Annotated in this window: 21 protein-coding genes, 1 pseudogene and 1 riboswitch; of the genes and pseudogenes, 13 read left to right on the forward strand and 9 right to left on the reverse strand. The window is 65.9% G+C overall.

Annotated elements, in window-relative coordinates; genetic code table 11:
- On the reverse strand, positions 1-1,122 hold the full coding sequence (locus GIW81_RS05680) for a metallophosphoesterase family protein (RefSeq protein ID WP_154738324.1): 1,122 nt from the start codon (positions 1,120-1,122) through the stop codon (positions 1-3).
- A 149-nt stretch (positions 1,123-1,271) separates the two neighbouring features.
- Positions 1,272-1,463: a hypothetical protein gene (locus GIW81_RS05685; RefSeq protein WP_154738325.1), complete on the reverse strand. Its 192-nt coding sequence runs from the start codon at positions 1,461-1,463 to the stop codon at positions 1,272-1,274.
- Positions 1,464-1,798: 335 nt separating this feature from the next.
- Between GIW81_RS05685 and GIW81_RS05690 the strand changes: the two genes are divergently transcribed.
- The 4 genes from GIW81_RS05690 (at position 1,799) to GIW81_RS05705 (ending at position 5,842) form a co-directional block, all read left to right on the forward strand.
- Positions 1,799-3,583: a zinc metalloprotease HtpX gene (locus GIW81_RS05690; protein WP_154738326.1), complete on the forward strand. Its 1,785-nt coding sequence runs from the start codon at positions 1,799-1,801 to the stop codon at positions 3,581-3,583.
- 115 nt (positions 3,584-3,698) lie between these two features.
- Complete coding sequence (locus GIW81_RS05695; protein WP_210251905.1) at positions 3,699-4,217, forward strand: DUF2147 domain-containing protein; 519 nt, start codon at positions 3,699-3,701, stop codon at positions 4,215-4,217.
- A gap of 21 nt (positions 4,218-4,238) precedes the next feature.
- The gene (locus GIW81_RS05700; protein WP_154738328.1) at positions 4,239-4,823 is read left to right on the forward strand and encodes a hypothetical protein; all 585 of its coding nucleotides are present in this window, start codon (positions 4,239-4,241) and stop codon (positions 4,821-4,823) included.
- Positions 4,824-4,966: 143 nt separating this feature from the next.
- Positions 4,967-5,842 carry a DUF2147 domain-containing protein gene (locus GIW81_RS05705; protein WP_154738329.1) on the forward strand — a complete coding sequence of 292 codons (876 nt, stop codon included), beginning with the start codon at positions 4,967-4,969 and terminating at the stop codon, positions 5,840-5,842.
- A 10-nt stretch (positions 5,843-5,852) separates the two neighbouring features.
- On the opposite strand, the gene GIW81_RS05710 is transcribed toward GIW81_RS05705, so the two are convergent.
- The 6 genes from GIW81_RS05710 to GIW81_RS05735 all read right to left on the reverse strand — a co-directional run bounded on the left by GIW81_RS05710 (position 5,853) and on the right by GIW81_RS05735 (position 10,385).
- Positions 5,853-7,604 carry an adenylate/guanylate cyclase domain-containing protein gene (locus GIW81_RS05710; RefSeq protein WP_154738330.1) on the reverse strand — a complete coding sequence of 584 codons (1,752 nt, stop codon included), beginning with the start codon at positions 7,602-7,604 and terminating at the stop codon, positions 5,853-5,855.
- Between the two features lie 75 nt (positions 7,605-7,679).
- Complete coding sequence (locus tag GIW81_RS05715; protein WP_154738331.1) at positions 7,680-8,216, reverse strand: GNAT family N-acetyltransferase; 537 nt, start codon at positions 8,214-8,216, stop codon at positions 7,680-7,682.
- A gap of 90 nt (positions 8,217-8,306) precedes the next feature.
- On the reverse strand, positions 8,307-8,786 hold the full coding sequence (locus tag GIW81_RS05720) for a hypothetical protein (protein WP_154738332.1): 480 nt from the start codon (positions 8,784-8,786) through the stop codon (positions 8,307-8,309).
- 141 nt (positions 8,787-8,927) lie between these two features.
- A complete protein-coding gene (locus GIW81_RS05725) occupies positions 8,928-9,245 on the reverse strand; it encodes a hypothetical protein (RefSeq protein ID WP_154738333.1) in 318 nt (105 codons plus the stop codon).
- 58 nt (positions 9,246-9,303) lie between these two features.
- The gene (locus tag GIW81_RS05730; protein ID WP_154738334.1) at positions 9,304-9,663 is read right to left on the reverse strand and encodes a hypothetical protein; all 360 of its coding nucleotides are present in this window, start codon (positions 9,661-9,663) and stop codon (positions 9,304-9,306) included.
- A gap of 83 nt (positions 9,664-9,746) precedes the next feature.
- Positions 9,747-10,385 carry a MarC family protein gene (locus GIW81_RS05735; RefSeq protein WP_154738335.1) on the reverse strand — a complete coding sequence of 213 codons (639 nt, stop codon included), beginning with the start codon at positions 10,383-10,385 and terminating at the stop codon, positions 9,747-9,749.
- Positions 10,386-10,568: 183 nt separating this feature from the next.
- Between GIW81_RS05735 and GIW81_RS05740 the strand changes: the two genes are divergently transcribed.
- Positions 10,569-10,838: an usg protein gene (locus tag GIW81_RS05740; RefSeq protein WP_154738336.1), complete on the forward strand. Its 270-nt coding sequence runs from the start codon at positions 10,569-10,571 to the stop codon at positions 10,836-10,838.
- Here the strand turns inward: GIW81_RS05740 and GIW81_RS05745 are convergent.
- A complete protein-coding gene (locus tag GIW81_RS05745; RefSeq protein ID WP_154738337.1) occupies positions 10,825-11,424 on the reverse strand; it encodes a DUF1285 domain-containing protein in 600 nt (199 codons plus the stop codon). The genes GIW81_RS05740 and GIW81_RS05745 overlap by 14 nt on opposite strands.
- Before the next feature lie 179 nt (positions 11,425-11,603).
- On the opposite strand from GIW81_RS05745, the gene GIW81_RS05750 reads away from it, so the two are divergent.
- The 8 genes and pseudogenes from GIW81_RS05750 (at position 11,604) to GIW81_RS05785 (ending at position 22,408) form a co-directional block, all read left to right on the forward strand.
- On the forward strand, positions 11,604-12,602 hold the full coding sequence (locus GIW81_RS05750) for an AAA family ATPase (RefSeq protein ID WP_154738338.1): 999 nt from the start codon (positions 11,604-11,606) through the stop codon (positions 12,600-12,602).
- Between the two features lie 3 nt (positions 12,603-12,605).
- Positions 12,606-13,568, forward strand: a complete 963-nt coding sequence (locus GIW81_RS05755; protein ID WP_154738339.1) for a DUF58 domain-containing protein — start codon at positions 12,606-12,608, stop codon at positions 13,566-13,568.
- Positions 13,565-16,438: a DUF4159 domain-containing protein gene (locus GIW81_RS05760; protein WP_154738340.1), complete on the forward strand. Its 2,874-nt coding sequence runs from the start codon at positions 13,565-13,567 to the stop codon at positions 16,436-16,438. Before GIW81_RS05755 ends, GIW81_RS05760 begins: the two co-directional genes overlap by 4 nt.
- A 7-nt stretch (positions 16,439-16,445) precedes the next feature.
- Positions 16,446-18,569: a hypothetical protein gene (locus tag GIW81_RS05765; protein ID WP_154738341.1), complete on the forward strand. Its 2,124-nt coding sequence runs from the start codon at positions 16,446-16,448 to the stop codon at positions 18,567-18,569.
- Positions 18,570-18,689: 120 nt separating this feature from the next.
- On the forward strand, positions 18,690-19,076 hold the full coding sequence (locus tag GIW81_RS05770; protein WP_154738342.1) for a hypothetical protein: 387 nt from the start codon (positions 18,690-18,692) through the stop codon (positions 19,074-19,076).
- 44 nt (positions 19,077-19,120) lie between these two features.
- Positions 19,121-19,231, forward strand: a riboswitch (TPP riboswitch).
- Positions 19,221-20,021: a phosphodiester glycosidase family protein gene (locus GIW81_RS05775; RefSeq protein ID WP_210251906.1), complete on the forward strand. Its 801-nt coding sequence runs from the start codon at positions 19,221-19,223 to the stop codon at positions 20,019-20,021. Its footprint overlaps the riboswitch before it by 11 nt.
- Positions 20,022-21,781: pseudogene (gene thiC, locus GIW81_RS05780) on the forward strand (phosphomethylpyrimidine synthase ThiC); the annotation flags it as partial. It lies immediately after the preceding gene.
- A gap of 168 nt (positions 21,782-21,949) precedes the next feature.
- On the forward strand, positions 21,950-22,408 hold the full coding sequence (locus GIW81_RS05785) for a hypothetical protein (protein WP_154738345.1): 459 nt from the start codon (positions 21,950-21,952) through the stop codon (positions 22,406-22,408).
- Positions 22,409-22,473: the final 65 nt, after the last annotated feature.

Raw genomic sequence — 22,473 nt, forward strand, 5'->3', positions numbered from 1 at the left:
CTACACTCCCGCTTCCGCTTGCCGCGCCAGCGCGAACAGCCGGCGCAGCGCCCGGCCGGCAACGGCGGCGTCGCTGCCGCCCGCCTCCGACATGACCCTGAGACGTTGGGCGATATCGCCGAGCGCCGGCGAGTTCAGCGACGCGAGATCTGCCGCGTCGGCAAACGCGGCGACGCCGCTCAAATCGAAGGCGAGATGGAACAAGCGCGGCGCCAGTTTGCCGAGCCGCTCCTCGATGCGCGCCAATTCGGCGAGCGGCACCGTGCCCGACAGTTCGAGCCACATGAGCGACCGTCCAGCCGCACTGGCGAGCGCGGCGACCTCGGCCTCGGCCGGGTCCAGCGAATGCGCGCCGTCGATCTTCTGCTCGCGCCGCCGCCAGGTGAAATGTGCTGTTGGCACGCGCTCCACTGCAGGCGGCGCATTGCCCTCGAGGCGCACGATCAGCGCATTGCCTGGGTCGTTGTCGCGAAACCCGTCGGGCTCGGGCGTGCCGGAGTACCAGACGCGATCAGAGATGCGCGTGGTCCCATGCCAGTCACCCAGTGCGAGATAGTCGAGGCCAGCCTTCTTGCAGCGCGCCGGATCGATCGGCACGTTCGCCTCTCCGGCGCTGCCGAAACCTTGCACGGAACCGTGTGCCAGACCGACGCGCAGCGTGCCCGAGGGCGACGCCGCAGCATCCATCCACGCGGTCGGATCGGTGCTCGTGCGCTTGGACGTGAGCGGCGCCGGCAGCAGCACGACTCCGGGTGCGACGTCGACCGCCTTGGGCTCGACGTGCACGAAAACATTCTGTGGCAGTCCGCCGGAGATGATACCGGCCCACACGCCGCCGGCGCGTGCCGGGTCGTGATTGCCGGGGAGCAGGTGCCAGGCGAGCGCCGGGTAGGCGCGCAAGCGGGCCATGAGCTGTTCGCCCTGGGCCTCGGGGATGGTCTCGGCGTCGAACACGTCGCCGGCGACAAGCACCGCCGAGCAGCCGGCGGCAGTCGCCGTTTGCGCCAGACGATCCACGGCCTGCAGACGCTGGTCGCGCAGGACCGCGGGCTTGTCGCCCGGGAAGGAACCGAACCGTTTGCCGATCTGCCAGTCGGCGGAATGCAGGAAGCTGAAGCGCATGGCCTGATAATGTTCGATATTTGTTCCCTAAACAACCCCTAAATGATCACGGAGAACAAAGTTATCCACAGGGTTGGAGAGAGGATGCTGGCGGCCGCGCGATGCGCCACCGCCAGCTGAGAAAAGCTCCCCAGAAGTACGGGCTCGGCTCAGTCCTCGTCGTCGCCTTCCTCGTCCTCGTCGTCGATGAGGCTCTTAAGGGTTTCGACGATCTGAACCTCTCCGTCCTCTTTCGATTCCACCAGCCATTCGGTCAGGATCGTCTCGCCCTGCTTGAAGACGACCTTGAACGGCATCTCGTCGCCCGTAACGGCAACGACATCGCCAGTGACAAATGCCATGAGACCCTCCATGCGTTTTGCCACGCACGGGTTGAGACATGCGCGGCGTGACGCACCGTAATTAGGATTCGAAATATTTCGAGCGTGCCGGCGACAGCAATTCCCCTGTGGAAAACCGGCCCGGAACAAAATGTTGGCGCACGAAGCTGAATCGGAGCGCCGCACATTGCTCGAATGCCGAGCACCGGATCGTCGCGTAAGCGCGCCTCACCGGCCGACGCGATGAAGCCGAACGGCACTTTCACAAGCTAGGCGAGGCACGCGAACGGCCCTAGGGTGGCCGCCGATTTTGCGCCGTCCAGGGGGAGGCGCGACGACACTTGAGAGGGAATGCGATGGCCAAGCTGTTCTTTGCCTCGTTCGTCACCATCGGCTTGCTGCTCGGCATGGTGTGCGGCGTCATCCTGGCTGGGCTGGTCTACACCGACAGCGTCAACCTCGGCTTCGCCATCACGCTGACCATCATCATCAACGCCGTGATCTGGCTCATCAGCCCGTGGATCAGCGACTGGTCGCTGCGTTGGTTCAACAAGCTGGAGTTCCTCGACGACGCCGAGGTGAAGACGCGCTATCCCGCCGTGCACCAGCTGCTCCACGACGTCGCCCGCGACTATAGTTTCAGCGCGCCCCGCATCGGCCTCATCCCCGATCGCAACCCGACCGCCTTCACCTACGGTTTGCTGCGCTCCAATGCGCGCATTGTCGTCACCGATGGCATCTTCGAATTTCTCAACGAGGACGAGCAGAAAGCCGTCGTCGCCCACGAGCTGGGACACATCGTCAACCGCGACTTCATCGTCATGACCGCGGCCGGCACGCTGGTGCAGATCCTCTATCAAGTCTATGCCGCTTCGATACGGTCGGGGAGGTCGGGCGGCAAGAACAAGGGCGGACAGGCGCTCGTCGGCATCGCCGCGCTCGTCATGTACTACGTCGGCATCTACCTGCTCTACTATCTGAGCCGCACGCGCGAATATCTCGCGGACGCCTTCTCGGCGGAACGGGTCGAGGCGCGCCATCTCGCTTCAGCGCTCGTCAAGGTCGCCTACGGCATCGTCAAGGTCGAGGACGACGAGTCGACCCAAAGCCTGCTGCAGTCGACGCGGCACATGGGCGTCGTCGACGTGAAGAACGCGCGCTACTCGGGCCTCGAGGCGGAAAGCGATCTCGGCGACCCGGCGCGCGCCTCCGAAGCGATGCTGTTCGACGCACACAATCCGTGGGCGCGGCTGATCGAGCTCAACTCGACGCATCCGCTTACCGGCATGCGCATCTCGGCCCTTGGCGATATCGCGCGCCAGAAGGCGCAGTCGTTCCCCGACTACGACTTGAAGGCCGCCGCGCAGCGCGTGCGCCTCGACCAGGGCGCGCTGTGGGGACAGTTCTGGTACGAGCTCGGTATTCTCGCCGTACCGCTCGGACTGGCATTGCTCGCGGCGCTCCTCGGCAGCTGGCCGCTCATCCCCGCCGCCGCCGCCATCGGCGTGCTCGTCACCCTGCCGCTGCGCTACCCGTCTGGTGACGCACGACCGGTAACGGTCGCCGACTTGATGACCAACCCTGCCGCCTCGCCCGTCGTCGGACGCCTAGCTCAACTCACCGGCAAGGCGATCGGCCGTGCCAACCCCGGCTTCATCGCCGGCGAAGACGTGATCTATCAGGACAAGACCGGGCTCATCACCGCCGACTTCCGCTCCATGCTCGGCTTCATCGGCGATCTCTTCGCCGGCTGGCGGCGCGTGCCCAAACATTTGGGCCAGGACGGCAAACTGACCGGCTGGTTTCGCCGCGGCATGGGCGGATACGTGATCACGAAGGAGATGAACTCGACCGCCGGCACGCTGCGCGCGCAACCCTACTTCTGGCAGGCCGCGGTGTCGGTCGTCGTGATCGCTGTTTCTATGGTCGCGCTGCTCGCCGGAACCGGAAACGTCGCCCGGCAATTCGGCTATGAAACGCACCATGATACGCAACGGCAAGAGCACCATCGCCACCGCCGCACCGTCAAGGCTCCTGATAGCTCGGTAACACCGGACGAAGCCGACACCGCAACACCGGAAGAGAATTCTACGCCCAGCGAGGAAGGGGAGCCGTATCCGCCACAGGAGCAGCCGCAATAGCGCCTTGACCGCCTGGGTAGATTGTCGACGGCGCTCGTTCGTGGCAAGGGTGACCTTTAGGTCACGACAACGATTGATGAGGGACTACAGGCGTATGCGGGCCGTCGCACTTTGTTTGGCAGCCATATTTGCCGCCGCCATATCGGCACCGGCTCGCGCCGAGAACCTCGACGGCTACTGGATCGATTCCCACGGCGAGGTCATCCTGCAATTCGGGCCGTGCGGTCGCGACCGTTGCGGTCGCGTCGCGTGGCTGAAGAAACCGCGTGGTCCGGATCGCGGGCCGCTACGCGACTTCCGCAACTCCGATCCGAAGCTGCAGAATCGGTTCGTGTGCGGGCTCGTCGTCGTCACCGGCTTCAAGAAGCAGCCGGACGGAACCTGGGCCGACGGGAGTGTCTATGTGCCCGACCACGGCATGAGCTTCTCGGGCTACGCCCAGGTGCTCGACCGCAACCAGGTCAAGGTGACCGGCTACATGCTGCTGCCCATATTCGGATCGTCCGAGGTGTGGACGCGCATGTCACGCAAGCCGCCCACCTGCGAGGAGCAGGCGAAGATGATCGCCGAGAACCGGTGGTCGGAGGACACTTCGGGTTGGCCGCCGGCGCCGCCGCCGGTTGCCTCGCGGTAAGCTCGCGAACACGGGGGTGACATGATCCGTGTCTTGATCCGCACGACACTCACGGCCGTGGCGATCGCGGCTCTACCCGCGCTCGGCGCTGCTCAGACGATCCCCAAGACCAAGGGGCCGACGCGCACCATCGGTCTGTTCGATTTTCTTTGCCTGAAGCAGCTTCCCGACCTCAACGGCATCGAGCGCGCCGCCGGCTTCGGCGAATTCGATCAGCTGACGGGCGAAGACCTCGCGCCCTACGCGCCGCCAGTGCCGACGGATAAGCTTTTCGCCTGGCGCTATCACGATCACGGCGAGCAGTTCATCCTCACCGCATCGCAAGCGAAGCCGGACGACGAATTCAAGAAGAAGATGCCGGCGTTCGCCAATGCGACGAACACGGCGTGCTCGCTGCTCGTGCCGAGTGCAAAGCCCGATCCGCTGCTCGGCGAATTGACGCGGGTCATGGGCCGCGCCGCCGATCAATCGTGGCAGGAAGGCCCCATGCGCGTGTACACCTGGACACACCAGCGGCCCGACGCGCTGAGTTATGTTCACTACTACGCGCCCGAAAACGCAGGCGCAAAGGCCGTGCTGAGGGCCAGCGTGTTCGTCAGGAAGTGAGCCTTACACTTCTGCAATGATGCGTGTTCCGTGCGGAACAGCGCGCTACGCGTCCTTCATGACAATTCGCTCACGAACAAGTTCGCTTGCGCGCGCGTGCGCGTTTTCATAGGTCAAGAGCAATAGGTTTTTGGGAGGTGCACATGCGTTTCAACCGTATCGTCCTGCGCAGCGCCATCATCGCCGGCGCAGCGTTCGCGGCAGCAGCAGCGCACGCAGACAACTCACCGCTCGGTGTGTGGATCGACCACACCGGTCGCGGTGCCGTCGAGATTACCGACTGCAACGGCAAGCTGTGCGGTCACGTCGCCTGGGTGGATGACGCCAAGAACTCCGATCAGTGCGGCAAGCAGATCATCGGTAACGTCAAATCCGTCGGCAAGAACAAGTGGGACAACGGTTGGATCTTCGATCCGGACCGCGGCTCCAAGTACGACGTCGAGGTGACGGCGCTGAATGGCGACAAGCTGCGCGTCATGGGCTATGCCGGCACCAAGTGGCTGAGCGAGACCTACACGTGGAAACGCGCTCCGGCCGACATCAAGAAGTGCAACGGCGATAGCGCCGCGGCGACGCCCGCGGCTCCGGCCGAGAAGACCGATACCGCCAAGGCCGATGCGACCAAGTCCGAGGCTACGCCGACGACCAAGCCAGCGACCGAGGCGAAGTCGGAGCCAATCGAGCTCAACACGGCCAAGTCGGAGAGCGACGATATCGACAACGGCAAGTCCGACAAGGCGAAGTCGAAGTCAGACAAGCCGGCGGCGAACGAGACTGCGAAGACCGAGCCCGCCAAACCGCAGGCAAAGGACAGCGCAGACACAGCAAATGCCGATGCCGAAGATGACGCAAACGACGAGCCGAAGGGCAGGAAGGGCGGCAAGGTCGTTGCCCGCCTGATGGACGAGCTGGAGAGCGGCGACGGCCCGGTGAAGCTGAAGCGCTCCGGCAAGACCTGCAAGGTCACCGCACCCTTCGTCGGCGTCGTCACCTTCCCGTGCGACGGCGACAAAGACTAGATCGGCGTTTCTAGCGACGCCCCCAGAAGCCCGCGGTCCATGCCGCGGGCTTTTCCTTTTCCTTCTCCTCTGCGCGCAGCGCGAGGACATCGGCCGGAAGCTCGCGACCGCGCTTCACCATGATGATGCCCACCGGTTCGGCCACGCCCCGCACGCTTACCTGGTCCGTCAGGGCCGCCGGCGGAATCCAGCCGGTCATGCGCACCACCCCGCGCGACATGATGAGCTGGACGTCGCGCTCCTTGGTGAGAGACTCGAGCCGGCTTGCGACGTTCACCGGGTTGCCGATCACCGTGAAGTCGACCGATTCTCCATAGCCGATGCGGCCAACCAGCAGCGGCCCGGCGTCGATGCCGATGCCGACGGCGAGCGGGCGGCCAAGCTCGGCTTCGAGCTTGGCGTTGATGTGATCGAGCGCCAGATCGACGTCGCGCGCGGTGCGCAACGCCTGACGGCATCCGGCCTCGACGCCGTCGCGCTGGCCGAACACGGCGAGCAATCCGTCGCCGAGGAACTTGTCGATCCAGCCGCCGTGCTCGGTGATCGCGGCGCCGACGACACCGAAGAACTCGTTCAAGACATAGACGACATCGAAAGGCAGGCGCTTCTCCGATAGCCGCGTAAAATCGCGAAGATCGACGAACATGACGGCGAGCGTCTTCTCGACGCCGGCGGAATCCGCCTCCTCGATCGCGATGTCCTCGGGGCCTGCCGTCTCGGACTTCAGAAGGCGGGTGACGATGAGATAGTGCTCGGGCCGGATCTGGCACGCGAGGCGGACATTGGGCGGCGCACCGATGCTGCCGAGCGTGACGACCTCGGGGAATACCGGGGGCGGCAGGCCGTAGGAGCCGCGCTCGATGCGCACGCGGCAGGTGGAGCAGCGCGCCCGACCACCACACACAGACGCGTGCGGCACACGCGACATACGACTGATCTCGAGCAGCGTCGGTCCTTGCGGGACGCGTACCGTCGGGCCCGACGTATAGGCGACCGTCACCTTTGGCCCGGCGACACGCGCGAAGTATGTCCAGGCGATGCACCCGAAGATAACGGCGAGCACGGCGCCGAACTCGATGCGTGCAAGATTCCGCAACCAGGCGAGCGATTCACTCGCGGCGGCATCGGGCCAGCGGGTCAGCACTTTCAGATTGGCGAACACCGACGGGATCTCGATCGCCGCCGCGACGTTGCTGCCGGCTACGGCAAAGCCGCCGAGCGCAGACAGAGGGATAATTACCGCCAGCGTCAACAGCAGCGGGAAGATTCGCCGGTAGGCCGGATAGAGCCGCATCCAGAAATGGATGCCCATGCAGCCGTGCACCCAGACGATGACGAGCAACAGGCTCTGGATGATGGCGCTCGCCGGCCACAGCTTGGCGAGCTCGTAGACGTAGATGTCGTTCACATTGAAGAACACGTGCGCGATGCGCGTGTTGATGATGTGCGGCAGCAAGAGGAACGGGATCGAGATACCGAGCAGGATCTGGACGAGCTCCCAGCGCGGCAGCCGCAGTGTGGCGCGGCCGGCCAGCTTGTAGAGCCCCAGCGAAGCGTGCGTGAGAAGCGCCGCCAGCAGCACGATGGTGCCGGGCCAGGAGCGGGTGACCACCCAGCGCCACTTCTGCATCTCGTGCATCCAGTCGACGCTGATCAGCCCGAGCGAGTGGTTGATGAAGTGCGTCGCTGCAAATGTGAAGAGGATGAGCCCCGAGACGAGCCGCAGCCGCTGCAGAGTGTCGCCGCGCCATAAGACGTGCATAGGTATAGGCCATCCCAGATATGACGGGCGCCGACTATACGCATCGGCAGTGGCGGGGAATAGGAGGGGTGACCGCTACAGGCGGCGCCCGAGAAACACGAGATCGCGGCCGTTCACGCTGGTGCGGGCCTGCTCGCTGAAACGGGACCGCTCATAGAAACGGACGTTGCGGGCGTCGGCCGAGGTGACGATGTGCATGCCCTTGGCGCCGGCCCGTATCGCGTCCGCGGCGAAGGCGTCGATCAGCGCCGCGCCGATACCGCGGCTGCGGTACGCGGGCGCCAGATTGACATGCAGGTGGGCGGGGAACTCCCGGGCGGCGTCAGCGAAGTCATCAAAGCCGCTCGCCTCGTCGAGCGCGCCCACCAAGTAGCCGGCGACGGAGCCATCGGCTGCAAGCGCGACGTAAGCCCACTGCGGATGCTGGGTCAGATAGCGGCCGAACCAGCGCTCGCGGAACGCGGCGCGGGCCTCCTCGCTGGGAAACGCCTTGGTGTTGCTCGCCTCGAAGAAGATCGCGTCGAGCTGTTCGACAAGCGATGCGGACCGGTCGATATCCGTCCAGCGCCGCACGGCGACTGAAGAGCGGGTGTCGGGCTTGGTCTTGGACATCATACAATGGTGCCTGCGTCGGCGGCTCTGCGCTACTGGCGAGGCCCCGACGCAGAAAAGGGCCGGAGAAACTTCCGGCCCCGGCGTTAATTAAGAGTTCTCGTCGCGGCATTCCTCGTAACGCGACCACCAGTAGCCGCTACCGGTTGCCTCGGCACGACGCCGTAGCCAACCGCAACCGCTGCCGCGGTAATAGCTATCACCATAGTAGGCGCCATAACCGACGAACGGGGCAGCATAGTAGAGGCGGCGGTGATTGTGGTTTTGGCCGTGTCCGTGCCCGCGTCCCATGCCGCGATACATCCGCGGTGCGGCGGTACCGCCGCGATAGGCGAAGCGACCGGCGCCGCCGATACCGGGCCGTCCGATTCCCATTCCACGTGAACCCATTCCTCGCATGCTGCCCATGCCCATTCCGCCGCCGCGATAACCTTGAGCGACGGGCGTCACGACATTGGGTTGTGCTGCCGCGGTGACCGGTGAAAGCGGCGCGGCCAGCGCGGGAGTTAGAGAATATGACATCGTCAGCAGGCCGCCGGCCGCGGCTGCTGCTATCAGCATTCGGTGCATTGGTGCGTCTCCTTCGGTTCGCCTACGCGGCCTCGCGCTTCCGCCGAAGCGGCGTTCGGAGTCGTTAATCCTACGTAGGAAACGCGTCGCGGAAGGTCCAGGATCCGACTCCCGAAATGACTCCGCGGCAAAGCGCGCGGACTATTTCAGGCACGCGGTATAACGCGTCCACCAGTTGCTGTTCTTGGTGGCGATGGCGCGTTGCGCATAGCGGCGACACGAGCCGGGCGAACGATCGGTGTCGCTGTAATAGCGATAGTCGTAAGGCTCCTTGCCGGCGCGATCGCGCATAGCGGGCACTTTCGAAGGGCCACGCGACTTCAGGCCGCCGTATGCGCCGCCCACACCGCGGTGCGCGTCACTCGCATAGGGCTTGTTGCTCGGTGCAGCGTGCGCAGCCCAAGTGAACCCCGCCACCGACAGGGTGAGCAAAGCCACACAGAGCGCGCGCGTGTACATGGACCAATTCCTCGCAGACGCCCAGAGTATATGGGAGGCCGGCGAGGATATGCGAGCCTCAGGCCGGCGCCGGCGGGACATCGTCGCTCTCGTCCGCGTGCTGTGGCAGGGGGACGTCGCCATAGTTCGGACTGAACGGCTGTGTGGGATCGTCCGGCCGGCTGAACATGCGCATGCGCGGCGGACGCTGCGCTTCCATGCCGTCAGCCTCGAGATCGACCGGCGGCTGGGCAGCGTGCGGAGGCGGCTGCGATGCAAACGCGCTGATCAGGCCGCTATTGGCCATGGGTGCAGCAGCGCTGCAGCCACCGAGGGCGAGCGCCGCGAGGGAAAAGAGGAGCGTCACGCGGGCGCGCGACGCTCCTATTCCAGCCGTACTCAGGCGGGTACGCACGAATACCGAACGCGGAAACAGCATGGGACACGCCTCCACAAACGCGACTGTCCCAATTCTGGACGCTTACGGTTAATGGGGGCCTAACCGGCGTGCCGGTGTGGGTCTCAAGTCGGGAGATGAATCACGCCGATGGAGGCCAGCCCGTTGAACATCGCCTGCACGGCAATGGCGGCCAGCAGGATGCCGAACACGCGCATCAACACGCGCTGCGCGGTGATGCCGATCATCTGATTGAGCTGATGGGATAAGAGCAGGAGCGCCAGCGTCACAGCCATGACAGCGGCGAGCGCGCCCACCGTCGTCGCCAGCGACAGTGCGTTGCCGTCGGCATTCGCCGCCAGGAGGATTCCAGCGCTCATGGCACCCGGGCCGGCGAGCAGCGGCATCGCCAGCGGAAAGACGGCGATGTCGTCCTTGGTCTGCGCTTCCTCGTCCTCCGGCTGAGTGAGCTTGAAAGCGCTGGTCGGCTTGGCGAAGATCATGTCGAGCGCGATCAGCAGCAGGATGATGCCGCCGGCCGATTGCAGCGCAGCAATGCTGACGCCGAGCTCGTCGAGCAGGGGTTGCCCGAACAGCGTGAAGATGAGCAACAGCGAGCCGGCAATCGCGGTGGCGCGAATGGCGATGGCCGCGCGCGCCGACTGCTCCATTTTCGGGGTGAGCGTCGCGAACAGCACCGCCGCCTCCACCGGACCGATGGTGGCGAAAAAGGTCGTGAAACTCGTCAATGCGATTTCAAGCATCGGATGCCTATCCGAGCAGCAATGTGGTGCGCCGCTCGCCCAATTGCCCGGCATTTATCAGCAGTCGAGCTAAGAGGCTGCTAACGCACTCAACTTGCGGAACAAATTCATTGTCAGCGGCTTTCCCTGATCTATCATTCTTGTGTCGAGTCCGGGGGACCGACACTGACATGGGGGACTGCGATGCACGAACCTGAGATCGCAACGCTGCTCAAAGGGTACAGTCTAACGACCGCCGAGATACTCTATCGGCTTCCGGACCACCCAGCGCTTTTGCAAAGTTTCATCTGGCAGGACTACGACCTGCACCCACGCTTTCCGAAGCTGACGAGCTTTCTCGATTTTTGGACCGCCAAGCTCGAGGGCAAACTCTTCAAGGTGACGGTCGCCCACTCGAAGCTGCTGACGCCGGCCGAAGTGCGCCTCGTCGGCGCTGAGTTCAGGGTGCACTGAGCCCCTCGGCAGGCTGGAGCGGGAAGAAGACGCCGCCGCTCCATACGCCCGGTATGCGCCGATGCCCGGCCGAGTGCTCAACGGCGAGGGCGACAAGGTCGTGCACCAGAGCACGCGTGAGCAAGGCTTCCAGCCGACCCCGCACCAATACATAGGGCTTCAATCCGCCGCCCGGCTGCTGCTCGGCGAAGCGCAGCGGATGCTCCGCCCCGCAATCCACCACATCGTCCACATTCGTGCGAAACACGAGTTGCTGCTGCCGGTCGCCCCCCTCGACCACCATATCGACCGCAAGGAAGGGCGCGTCCTCCACCTCGACATCGACCTTCTCGGTGGGCGTCACGAGGTAAGTGCGTCCGTCGGTATCCTTGCGCAGGACGCCGGCAAAAAGCTTCACCAGCGCCGGACGCCCGATGGGGCTGTCGCGATAGAGCCAGCTGCCGTCGCGGCGGATCTTTAGTCCGATATCGCCGCAATAGGGCGGGTGCCAGCTTTCGACCGGCGCCGGGCGGCGCTCGGGCACGGCATCCATCAAACCCTGCAGCTTGCCGAAATCGCCCACGCTTCTTGCCTTCGTGTCGTCCATATTCCGCTTTCAGCGCCGGATACACCACACCTGCCGGCGTGTGACACCCTTACCCCCAATCTAACGTAACATTCACTTGACCCAGCGCATGCCGCCTTGGATCGTTCCGTTCATAATTTTGTTAAGCTAGTGCCGGCCGACAAACCCATCCCCAAAACGACAAGCGAGCCTGGTTCACCATGAGCACCGTCATCGACACGCACGCTGATATTGTACCGCGCCTCGAGGCGGCTTCCGAGCGGGTGCAGCGGGCACATAAGGCGGCGGCGTCCGTGATCTTCGGCCAGGATGTGGTCATCGAGCGAACGCTGGTCACCATCCTGTCCGGCGGCCACGCCCTCCTCATCGGCGTCCCCGGCCTTGCCAAGACGCTGCTCGTCGAAACTCTGGGCAAGGTGCTCGGCCTCGACGCCAAGCGCGTGCAGTTCACGCCGGACCTCATGCCGTCGGACATCATCGGCTCGGAGGTTTTGGAGGATGCGCCCGGCAAGTCGCGCTCCTTCCGGCTCGTCAAGGGTCCAATCTTCACGCAGCTCCTGATGGCCGACGAGATCAACCGCGCCTCGCCGCGCACCCAGTCGGCGCTGTTGCAGGCGATGCAGGAGCATCACGTCACCGTCGCCGGTACGCGCTACGACATCCCCTCTCCGTTCCACGTGCTCGCCACGCAGAACCCGCTCGAGCATGAAGGCACCTATCCGCTGCCCGAAGCGCAGCTCGATCGCTTCCTGTTGCAGATCGACGTGACCTATCCCGACGTGCTCGCCGAGCGGCGCATGCTGTTCGCCACCACCGGCACCGACGATCGCCACCTCGACGCCGTGTTGTCGGGCCAGGAGCTGATGAGCATCCAACGGCTCGTTCGCCAGATCCCCGTTCCCGACAAGGTCGTCGACACGATCCTGAAGCTCGTGCGTTCGGCGCGCCCCGGCACCGGCGTCAGCGAGGAGACGGATCGCTTCGTCGCCTGGGGTCCCGGCCCCCGCGCCAGCCAGGCGCTGATGCTCGCCGTCCGCGCCAAGGCGCTCATCGACGGTCGCCTCGCCCCGTCGGTCGACGATGTGCTCGCTCTCGCCGCGCCGATCCTGAAGCACCGCATGGCGTTGACGTTCGCAGCCCGCGCCGAAGGCCAAGACCTCGGCGCCATCATCGCCCGGCTCGTCGCGGCGGTGGAGTAAAGTATGGCGGTCGCCGGGCAGTCCCGTCAGGGCGGTGCCGGGGTCCTGGCGCTCGAACGCGAAGCGCACGGGCTTGCCGACCGACTTCCGGAAATCCTCATCGATGCGCAGCGCATCGCGCAGACGGTGGCGCACGGCCTTCACGGCCGCCGCCGTGCCGGCCCGGGAGAGACGTTCTGGCAGTTCCGCCAGTTCCAATCGAGCGACACACTGCGCCAGATCGACTGGCGCCGCTCGGCAAGCTCCGATCATCTTTACGTGCGCGAGCGCGAGTGGGAAGCGGCGCATACAGTGTGGCTGTGGCCTGACCTGTCGCCGTCGATGAACTTTCGCAGCCATCTATCCTCGACGACCAAGCGTGACCGCGCGCTGCTTCTGACGCTGGCGACGGCGGAGCTATTAGTGCGCGGCGGCGAGCGGGTGGCGCTGCTCGGGCTCACCGCGCCGACCGCCAGCCGCAAGGCGACGACGCGCATGGCCGAGGCGATCCTCGCCCACGAGGACACACCGATGCTGCAAGCGTCGCAGCCGCCGAAGGTACATCTCGCGCGCTTTTCCGGCGCGGTCATCTTCAGTGACTTCCTCGATCCGATCGCCGAGACGCGCGCGCACATCGAGCAGCTCGCCGCCGATGGCGCCTCTGGTCACCTCATCGAGATCGTCGATCCGGCCGAAGAGACGCTTCCCTACGAAGGGCGTACCGAGTTCCTGAGCCCTGACGGCGGACAACGCTGGGTCGCCGACCGCGTGCAGACCCTGCGCGATCAATACAAGGAGCGCCTTGCTGCGCATCGCGCCGAGCTGGTGGAAATGACGCGCCGCCTCGGCTGGTCGTTTCTCGTGCATCACACTGACCGTTCTCCATCCGAGCCGCTCTTGTCACTCATCATGCGCATGCACGGCGATGCGGGCGACCACCGCTGGCAGGGCCAGGAAAGCAGCCCGCAACCCGAGGCGACGCCATGAGCTTCGGTGCGCTGGCATTCCTTAATCCGTGGCTCCTGGCTGCGCTGGCCACGCTGCCGCTCATCTATTGGCTGTTGCGCACGGTGCCGCCGAGCCCGCGGCAGATCACCTTCCCGCCGACACGCATCCTCGTCGGCCTGGAGAACCAAGAGAAGACGCCGGCCGCTTCGCCGTGGTGGCTGACGCTGATCCGACTGCTCGCCGCCGCGTTGCTGATCTTCGCGCTGGCGGAGCCCGTGCTGAACCCCTCGCGCGACGCAGCGCTGAAGGGCACCGGCCCCGTCGCCATCGTCGTCGACAACGGCTGGGCGTCTGCCGCGCGCTGGAATGAGCGCACCCGCATGATCGATCACGTTATCACCGAGGCGGAAGGGCAGAGCCGGCCGATCGTCGTCGTGCCGACGGCGAGCACGGGGAAGAACTATGCTGCCCGCATCGAGGCGCCGTCCGAAGCGCGCTCGACCGCCGCCGCGCTCATCCCCCAGCCGTTCGCGCCGGATCGTCTTGCCGCTGTCACGGCTCTCGACAATGCGCTCGCGGGCGCCAAGGGCACGAGCATCGTGTGGCTCAGCGACGACATAGACCACGACGGCAAGTCCGCCGAGGTCGCCGACAAGCTCCGCGCCCTCACCGAGGGTGGCACGTTCGCGGTGATCCAGGACGGCCGCAGCGCCGAGCCGCTCGGCGTCTCCGCGGGCATCGGCCAGAGCGGCAAGCTTGAAGCGCGCGTGCTGCGCCCGCAGGGCAGCTCGCGTGCCGGGTTCGTGCATGCCATTTCCACCCGCGGGCAGAGCCTCGCCGAAGCCCCGTTCAAATTCGGCGCGGGCGAGAACCTCAATACGGTGGCGTTCGAGCTGCCGCTCGAGTTGCGCAACCAGGTCGGCCGCGTCGAGATTGCCGGCGAGCGCTCTGCCGGTGCCGTCAGCCTCATTGACGCGCGCTCGCAGTGGCATCGCGTGGCACTGATCTCGGGCGAGAGCCGCGAGCAGGCGCAGCCGCTGCTGGCGCCGCTCTACTACATTGAGAAGGCGCTCAATCCCTACGCCGAGCTGATCAAGCCGAAGGGCTCCAACCTCGCAGCCGGCATCAAGGAGGCTCTGGCGCAGAACGCCAGCGTCCTGATGCTCGCCGATATCGGCACGCTGTCGGGCGAAGCCGCCAAGCACGTCGAGGAATGGGTGAAGAAGGGCGGCGTCCTCGTGCGCTTCGCCGGTCCGCGCCTGGAGAACGGCGGCGACGACCTGCTTCCCGTGCCGCTGCGCGTCGGCGGCCGCACGCTGGGCGGCGCATTGTCGTGGTCGACGCCGCAGAAGCTGGCGGCGATCGAGGACAACAGCCTGTTTGCAGGCACGCCGGTCCCGCCCGAGGTGACGGTCAGCCGCCAGGTGCTCGCCGACCCGGCGATGCTCGGCCCGGAGGTCAACGTGTGGGCCCGCCTGCAGGACGGCACGCCGCTCGTCACCGAGCGCAAGCTCGGCGACGGCCAGATCATTCTTTTCCACGTCACCGCCAATTCCGACTGGTCGAACCTGCCGCTGTCCGGATTGTTCGTCGAAATGCTGCGCCGTATCTCGGCGCTCGGTGGCGGTGTCGCCGACGGCGGCGGTACCGGCACGTCGGGCGAGAGCGCCGCCGACACGCCGGCCGTGCTGCCACCTCTGCAGACGCTCGACGGCTTCGGCATCCTCGCGCCACCGCCGCCCACCGCGCAGCCGGTCGCTGCCGCCAAGGTGCACGATCTGGTGCCGAGCCTCGATCATCCCCCGGGCTACTATGGCGCGGGCGGCTCGCCGCGCGCCGTCAACGTGCTCGGACCGAAGAGCACGCTGAAGCCGCTTCCCTCACTGCCCACGGGCACGGAGCGCCTCAGCTACGAGAGCGAGAGCGCCCAACCCATGAAGGCATGGCTACTCTTCGCCGCCCTCGCACTTCTGTTCGCCGACATCATCGCCGTTATTCTGCTGCAGAGCGGCGGCCTGGCGCTCAGGCGCCGCCGTCCCGCGCACGCCGCGTTGGCGCTCATGATCTTCGGCGCCGCCGCGCTTCTCTCGGCACCCGGCGTCGACGCGCAGCCCGTCGATGTCCCGCCGACCCCAGGCGCCGTCAGCACGCAGGCGACCGACGAGCGCGCCATCGAGGCGACGAGCAAGGTCACCATCGGCTACGTCCTGACCGGCGACCAGACCGTCGACGAGACGAGCCGACTTGGACTCGACGGCCTCGGCCGTCTGCTCGCGGTGCGCACCGCGGTCGAGCCGGGCCGGCCGATGGGCGTCAACATCCTTACAGACGAGATCGCCTTCTATCCGGTGCTCTATTGGCCGGTGCTGCCCGACGCCAAGGCGCTGCCGGAGGAGACGCTCGCCAAGATCGACGCTTACATGAAGCAGGGCGGCCTCATCATTTTCGACACGCAGGATTACGGCCGCGGCGTTGCCGGCGGCACGCCTGGCCTCGGCGAATCCGCCTTGCAGCGGATCATCGGCAAGCTCGACGTGCCACGCCTCGAGCCGGTGCCCGAGAACCACGTGCTGACGAAAGCCTTCTACCTGTTGCGCAACTTCCCCGGCCGCTGGGACGGCGGCCAGCTGTGGGTGGAGGCGCTCGACAATTCGAGCGGCGCCGACCAGAGCCGTCGGGCGCGCGTCTCCGACGGCGTGACCTCGATCATCGTCACACCCAACGACCTCGCGGCGGCGTGGGCGCTGGATGAAGGCGGCCGGCCGCTCTATCCGACCGTGGGCGGCGGCGAGGATCAGCGCGAGATGGCGTTCCGCACCGGCATCAACATCGTCATGCACGCCCTGACCGGCAACTACAAAGCCGACCAGGTGCACGTGCCGGCGCTGCTCGAACGACTGGGGCAGTGAGGCGCACATGAGCTGGTCGATCGATTTTGCTCCGATGCTGCCCGCCCCGTTCTTCTGGGCGGCGGGCGCGCTTGCCGTGCTCCTCATCGGCTATCTCCTTTACCGGCGCTCGCGCGGTGCGCTGCTGCGCGCCGCCGCGATCGCGGCGCTGCTCGCCGCACTCGCCAATCCGATCCTGCGCGAAGAGCAGCGCGAGAGCCTCGCCAACGTCGCCATCGTCATCGTGGACGAGAGCGCCAGCCAGACACTGGGTGACCGCAAGGCGCAGACGGCGGCGGTGAAGGCTGATCTCGAGGCCAAGCTCGGCAAGATCCCCAATCTGCAAGTGAAGTGGGTGCCGGCGTCGCGTCCCGGCGACATGACCTCGCCCGGCACACACCTGTTTGCCGACCTCAACAAGGCGCTGGCCGACACGCCGCCCGACCGCCTCTCTGGGGTCGTCATGCTGACCGACGGCGAAGTGCACGACGTGCCGAAGTCGGCCGCCGCGCTCGGCTTCGATGCGCCGGTGCACGCGCTGATCACCGGCGCACCCGATGAGTTCGACCGGCGCATCGAAATCCTCTCGGCGCCGCGCTACGGCATCGTCGGCCAGTCGCGCGATATCGAGGTCGCCGTGCGCGAGGCCGGCAAGAAGGGTGCGGCGCTCGAGCCGCTCACCTTGAAGGTGCGCCGCGAGGGCCGCGCCGACGAGATCATCACCACGACGGCGAACAGCCCCGTCAAGATCGAGATGCCGTTCCCGCACGCCGGACAGAACATCCTCGAGGTCGAGCTTGATACGGCGCCGGGCGAGCTGACGCCTGCCAACAACCGCGCCGTCATCGCCGCGGAGGGCGTGCGCGAGAACCTGCGCGTGCTGCTCGTCTCGGGCGAGCCGCACGCGGGCGAGCGCACCTGGCGCAACCTGTTGAAGTCCGACGCCGCCGTCGATCTCGTGCACTTCACGATTCTGCGTCCCCCGGAAAAGCACGACGGCACGCCCATCAACCAGCTGTCGCTCATCGCCTTCCCGACGCGCGAGCTGTTCTCGGAGAAGATCAACGACTTCGACCTGATCATCTTCGACCGCTACCAGCACCGCGGGCTGCTGCAGCTGCCGTACTACGACAACATCGCCCGCTATGTAGAAGAGCACGGCGGCGCACTGCTGGTTGCGGCCGGTGACGACTACGCGGGCAACCTCAGCCTGTTCCGCACGCCGCTGTCGCCGGTCCTTCCCGCGGTTCCAACGGGTCGCGTGCTGTCTCAGCCGTTCAAGGCGAAGCTCACCGGCGACGGGCGCAAGCATCCCGTCACGCAGGGGCTCACCGGCGCCGGCGCCGAGAACGGCCAGCCGACTTGGGGCCGCTGGTTCCGGCAGGTCGAGGTGCAGCCGGAGCACGGCCGCACGCTGATGGACGGCGCCGAGAACGAGCCGCTGCTCGTGCTCGATCACAAGGGCAAGGGCCGCGTGGCCCTGCTGACGTCGGATCAGGCGTGGCTGTGGGCGCGCGGCTACGAAGGCGGCGGCCCGCACAGCGATCTCCTGCGCCGTCTGTCGCACTGGCTGATGAAGGAGCCCGACCTCGAGGAGGAGCGGCTGATCGCGTCGGCGCGCGGCCTGCACCTGACACTCGAGCGCCGCTCCATGGAAGATAAGGTCGCCCCCGTCACGCTTTCGGGTCCGGGCGGTGAGACCTCGCAAGTCACTCTCGAGCCGGCCGGCGCCGGCATCTGGCGCGGCGCCGTCGATGTGAAAATCCCCGGCCTCTATAAGGCGCAGACGCGCACCAACGACGGGGAGTTGCAAGCCGTTGCGCATGCCGGCATCGACGATCCGATCGAGATGAGCGAAGTGACGGCGACAGACGCCAAGCTGCAGCCGATCATCGACGCGACCGGCGGCGGCGCCTTCTGGACCAGCTCTTCGGCGGAAGCAACGCGCGCCAACCCGTCTTCGGTTTCCGTGCCGCGCATCTCAATGCTGTCGAATGCTCGGGTGCTGGCCGGCTCGGGCTGGCTCGGCCTCAAGGACCGGCAGGCGTTCGTCACCCGCGGGGTGAAGCTGACGCCGATGTTCACCGGGTTCGGTGCGCTCGCGGCGCTCTTGATGCTGGTGTCGCTCGCCTGGTGGCGCGAGGGCCGTTAGCCCTCAACAGGCCCGACGATGATGCCTTTAGACCGTCTCCCCCGGACACGGCTTGCAGCGCTCTGACGCCGGGCGCACTGTCCGCACATTCGATTCGAATGACTTGTGGGAGGACAGGATATGGACACGTCGATGTTTCTTGCCCGGTTGATCGGGCCCGTGCTCGTCGTGCTGGCCATCGGACTGCTCGTACGCCAAGACTCTTGGCGCAGCATGGCCAAAGAGTTCATCACCAACCGGCCGCTGATATTCCTGACCGGTTTCCTGACGCTGCTCGGCGGTCTGGCGCTGGTCAACACCCACAACGTGTGGGAAGCCGGCTGGCCGGTGATCATCACCATCTTCGGCTGGCTGGCGGTGATCGGCGGTGTAGCGCGCATGCTGTTCCCGGAGACCGTGATGGGCGTCGGCCAGAAAATGCTGGATAACAAGACCTATCTCACCGTCGGCGGAGTAGGCGAAGGCCTGATCGGCCTGTGGCTCTGCTACGTCGGCTATATCGCCTGACGCTGCTGCCGACTTGCACGCGCGGCGACGAGGGTGCAAGTTGACGCCGTTCCGAGGGGCGCCGGAGGTGACCGGCTGAGATCGCGCTTGTGGCGCGAGCACCCTTCGAACCTGATCCGGGTCATGCCGGCGAAGGGACGGAATATGATGGGCGCTTTAGCCACGCATCTCCGACGTTATTTGCGGCCCGCCGTGTGCGCTGGCGCCGTGGCGTTTTCCCTTGCGCTTGCGTGCGCGATCCCGGCGCAAGCAGGCTGCCGCGCAACGACGATCGAGCACGCCAGCTATGTGATCTGCGAGTTCAAGGCGGGCGACGGCATCGAGTTATTCCTGCGCGACGCGCAAGGCGCGACACTCGGCCAGTTCGACCGCGTGCGCGAGGCGCTGCAGACGCGCGGCCGACAGCTCGTCTTCGCCATGAACGCCGGCATGTACCACGAGGACCGCTCACCGGTCGGGCTGTACGTCGAGAACGGCCAACAGGTGAAAAAGCTATCCACTGCCGACGGTCCCGGCAATTTCAGCATGAAGCCCAACGGCGTCTTCTACATCGACGGCAAGTCAGCGGGCGTCGTGGAGACAAAGGCTTTCCTCAAGCGCAAGCTGAAGCCGCAGTTCGCCACACAGTCCGGGCCGATGCTGGTGATCGACGGCAAGCTGCACCCGCGCTTCCTCAAGGACAGCACCTCGCGCAACCGCCGCAACGGCGTTGGCGTGAAGGGATCGAAGGTGATCTTCGCACTGGCCGACACGCCCGTCACCTTCGACGAGTTCGCGCGCGTGTTCCGCGACGTCCTGAAGACGCCGAACGCGCTCTACCTCGACGGCTCCATTTCGCGCCTCTACGCGCCCGACATCAACCGCAACGACATCGGCTTCGCGATGGGCCCGATCGTAGCCGTCTCCGCTCCCCTCCCCGCCCAGAAGCAGAGTGCCAAGCCATGAACAAACCGACGCGCAAATCCGAGCTGACGCTGCCGAAGGTGACGACCGGCTCGCTTCCGGCCTCGCGCAAGGTCTACTCGGCGCCCGACGGACTCCCCGATCTCAAGGTGCCGCTGCGCGAGATCGCGCTGTCGGAGAATAGCGGCGAGCCCCCGTTCCGCGTCTACGATTCCTCCGGCCCCTATACCGATCAGAATATGACGATCGACGTGGCGCAGGGTCTGCCGCGGTGCCGCTCGGCATGGGTAAGAGTGCGCGGCGGCGTCGAATCCTACGACGGCCGTGCGGTGAAGCCCGAGGACAACGGCAACGTCTCGGGCGCACGTCTCGCACGCGACTTTCCCAACAAGCCGCAGCCCTTCCGCGGCGTCGGTGCCGCGCCCATCACGCAGCTCGAGTATGCGCGTGCCGGCATCGTCACCAAGGAGATGGCCTACGTCGCGCACCGAGAGAACATGGGCCGCGAGGCCGTGTTGGAGCGGGCGAAGGCGGCGCTGGCCGACGGAGAAAGCTTCGGCGCCGCCATCCCGTCCCACATCACGCCCGAGTTCGTCCGCGACGAGATCGCCCGCGGCCGCGCCATCATTCCCGCCAACATCAACCACGGCGAGCTGGAGCCGATGATCATCGGCCGCAACTTCCTGGTGAAGATCAACGCCAATATCGGCAACTCCGCCGTCACCTCCTCGGTCGAGGAGGAGGTGGAGAAGATGGTGTGGGCGATCCGCTGGGGCGCCGACACGGTGATGGACCTCTCCACCGGCCGCAACATCCACACGACGCGCGAGTGGATCCTGCGCAACGCGCCGGTGCCGATCGGTACGGTGCCGATCTATCAGGCGCTGGAGAAGGTCGACGGTGATCCGGTGAAGCTCGACTGGGAGGTCTACAAGGACACGCTGATCGAGCAGTGCGAGCAGGGCGTCGACTATTTCACCATCCACGCCGGCGTGCGCCTGCGCTACGTGCCGCTGACGGCGCATCGCGTGACGGGCATCGTCTCCCGCGGCGGCTCGATCATGGCCAAGTGGTGCCTGGCACATCACAAGGAGAGCTTCCTCTACGAGCGCTTCGACGAGATCTGCGATCTCATGCGCAAGTACGACGTGAGCTTCTCGCTGGGCGACGGCCTGCGCCCCGGCTCTATCGCCGACGCCAACGACCGCGCCCAGTTCGCCGAGCTGGAGACGCTGGGCGAGCTGACCAAGATCGCCTGGGCCAAGGGCTGCCAGGTGATGATCGAAGGCCCCGGCCACGTGCCGATGCACAAGGTGAAGGTCAACGTCGAGAAGCAGCTCGAGATATGCGGCGAGGCACCGTTCTATACGCTCGGGCCTTTGGTGACGGACATCGCGCCGGGCTACGACCACATCACGTCGGGTATCGGCGCCGCCATGATCGGCTGGTTCGGCACGGCGATGCTCTGCTATGTGACGCCGAAGGAGCACTTGGGGCTTCCCAACCGCGATGACGTGAAGACGGGCGTCATCACCTACAAGATCGCCGCCCACGCCGCGGACCTCGCCAAGGGGCACCCGGCGGCGCAGCTGCGCGACGATGCGCTAAGCCGCGCGCGCTTCGAGTTCCGCTGGGAGGACCAGTTCAACCTGTCGCTCGACCCCGATACGGCGCGTTCGTTCCACGACGAGACGCTGCCCAAGGACGCGCACAAGGTCGCCCACTTCTGCTCCATGTGCGGGCCGAAGTTCTGCTCGATGGAGATCACCCAGCAGGTGCGCGACTACGCGGCGCGGCTGAACGAGGGCGCGGTGGAACTCGCCGAGGAGACGACGCAGGTCGATCCGGAGACGGCTGCCGGCGATGCGGCCGCGCGCCAGGCCGGCATGGACCAGATGAGCCAGAAGTTCCGCGAGCTGGGCGGCGATGTGTATGTCGATGCTGGCAACTTGAAGAAGTAGCGCATCGACATGGGCTCAAACGCGGCGAACGACACCAAGGAAGCGCACAATAGGTTGCGCGTAACCGCGTTCGTCGTGTCGTTCCTCATGTATCTGATTTTCATCGGCGTGAACTTCGACCCGGCGGTGACGAAGGCCCAGGTGGGCGTGGCGGGCGAGCGCCCGTTCGGCATTCCAGCCCAGGTCTTCTTTGCTGGGCTCAATGCCATTCTGTTCTTCCCAATCTTCTGGTGGACGTCGAGCCTGATGAAGCTTCAGGCCCACGCAAACCAACAGGATAGAAGCTTTGCATCTGTCCTTCTCTCTGCGATGTACACGCTTGTTGACCTCTTCTCCCTGTTCACGAGCGTGCGCGACACCGCCCCCGCAGAAATCAGAAAAGCCCGCAACGTTACGTTCGCGGGCTTTCTGTACTTCGCCGCCTTAGCGGCGGTGTGGATCGTCTTGGCGGCCCGCGCCGGCGTTTGACGTCACCAGGGCCCATCGAATTGCGCTAGCCTGCGCCCGGGTTGGCGTTATGCTCGCGGCCGGAG

The sequence above is a fragment of the Hyphomicrobium album genome (genome assembly GCF_009708035.1).
GTDB classification, from domain to species: domain Bacteria; phylum Pseudomonadota; class Alphaproteobacteria; order Rhizobiales; family Hyphomicrobiaceae; genus Hyphomicrobium_A; species Hyphomicrobium_A album.

What these genes read in the sequence shown, in the direction of transcription:
- GIW81_RS05730 (WP_154738334.1), bottom strand. Translation starts at nt 9,663, where the DNA reads ATGCTGTTTCCGCGTTCGGTATTCGTGCGTACCCGCCTGAGTACGGCT.
- GIW81_RS05765 (WP_154738341.1), top strand. Translation starts at nt 16,446, where the DNA reads ATGAGCTGGTCGATCGATTTTGCTCCGATGCTGCCCGCCCCGTTCTTC.
- GIW81_RS05755 (WP_154738339.1), top strand. Translation starts at nt 12,606, where the DNA reads ATGGCGGTCGCCGGGCAGTCCCGTCAGGGCGGTGCCGGGGTCCTGGCG.
- GIW81_RS05785 (WP_154738345.1), top strand. Translation starts at nt 21,950, where the DNA reads ATGGGCTCAAACGCGGCGAACGACACCAAGGAAGCGCACAATAGGTTG.
- GIW81_RS05705 (WP_154738329.1), top strand. Translation starts at nt 4,967, where the DNA reads ATGCGTTTCAACCGTATCGTCCTGCGCAGCGCCATCATCGCCGGCGCA.
- GIW81_RS05725 (WP_154738333.1), bottom strand. Translation starts at nt 9,245, where the DNA reads ATGTACACGCGCGCGCTCTGTGTGGCTTTGCTCACCCTGTCGGTGGCG.
- GIW81_RS05685 (WP_154738325.1), bottom strand. Translation starts at nt 1,463, where the DNA reads ATGGCATTTGTCACTGGCGATGTCGTTGCCGTTACGGGCGACGAGATG.
- GIW81_RS05740 (WP_154738336.1), top strand. Translation starts at nt 10,569, where the DNA reads ATGCACGAACCTGAGATCGCAACGCTGCTCAAAGGGTACAGTCTAACG.
- GIW81_RS05715 (WP_154738331.1), bottom strand. Translation starts at nt 8,216, where the DNA reads ATGTCCAAGACCAAGCCCGACACCCGCTCTTCAGTCGCCGTGCGGCGC.
- GIW81_RS05775 (WP_210251906.1), top strand. Translation starts at nt 19,221, where the DNA reads ATGATGGGCGCTTTAGCCACGCATCTCCGACGTTATTTGCGGCCCGCC.
- GIW81_RS05760 (WP_154738340.1), top strand. Translation starts at nt 13,565, where the DNA reads ATGAGCTTCGGTGCGCTGGCATTCCTTAATCCGTGGCTCCTGGCTGCG.
- GIW81_RS05770 (WP_154738342.1), top strand. Translation starts at nt 18,690, where the DNA reads ATGGACACGTCGATGTTTCTTGCCCGGTTGATCGGGCCCGTGCTCGTC.
- GIW81_RS05710 (WP_154738330.1), bottom strand. Translation starts at nt 7,604, where the DNA reads ATGCACGTCTTATGGCGCGGCGACACTCTGCAGCGGCTGCGGCTCGTC.
- GIW81_RS05745 (WP_154738337.1), bottom strand. Translation starts at nt 11,424, where the DNA reads ATGGACGACACGAAGGCAAGAAGCGTGGGCGATTTCGGCAAGCTGCAG.
- GIW81_RS05690 (WP_154738326.1), top strand. Translation starts at nt 1,799, where the DNA reads ATGGCCAAGCTGTTCTTTGCCTCGTTCGTCACCATCGGCTTGCTGCTC.
- GIW81_RS05735 (WP_154738335.1), bottom strand. Translation starts at nt 10,385, where the DNA reads ATGCTTGAAATCGCATTGACGAGTTTCACGACCTTTTTCGCCACCATC.
- GIW81_RS05750 (WP_154738338.1), top strand. Translation starts at nt 11,604, where the DNA reads ATGAGCACCGTCATCGACACGCACGCTGATATTGTACCGCGCCTCGAG.
- GIW81_RS05720 (WP_154738332.1), bottom strand. Translation starts at nt 8,786, where the DNA reads ATGCACCGAATGCTGATAGCAGCAGCCGCGGCCGGCGGCCTGCTGACG.
- GIW81_RS05680 (WP_154738324.1), bottom strand. Translation starts at nt 1,122, where the DNA reads ATGCGCTTCAGCTTCCTGCATTCCGCCGACTGGCAGATCGGCAAACGG.
- GIW81_RS05700 (WP_154738328.1), top strand. Translation starts at nt 4,239, where the DNA reads ATGATCCGTGTCTTGATCCGCACGACACTCACGGCCGTGGCGATCGCG.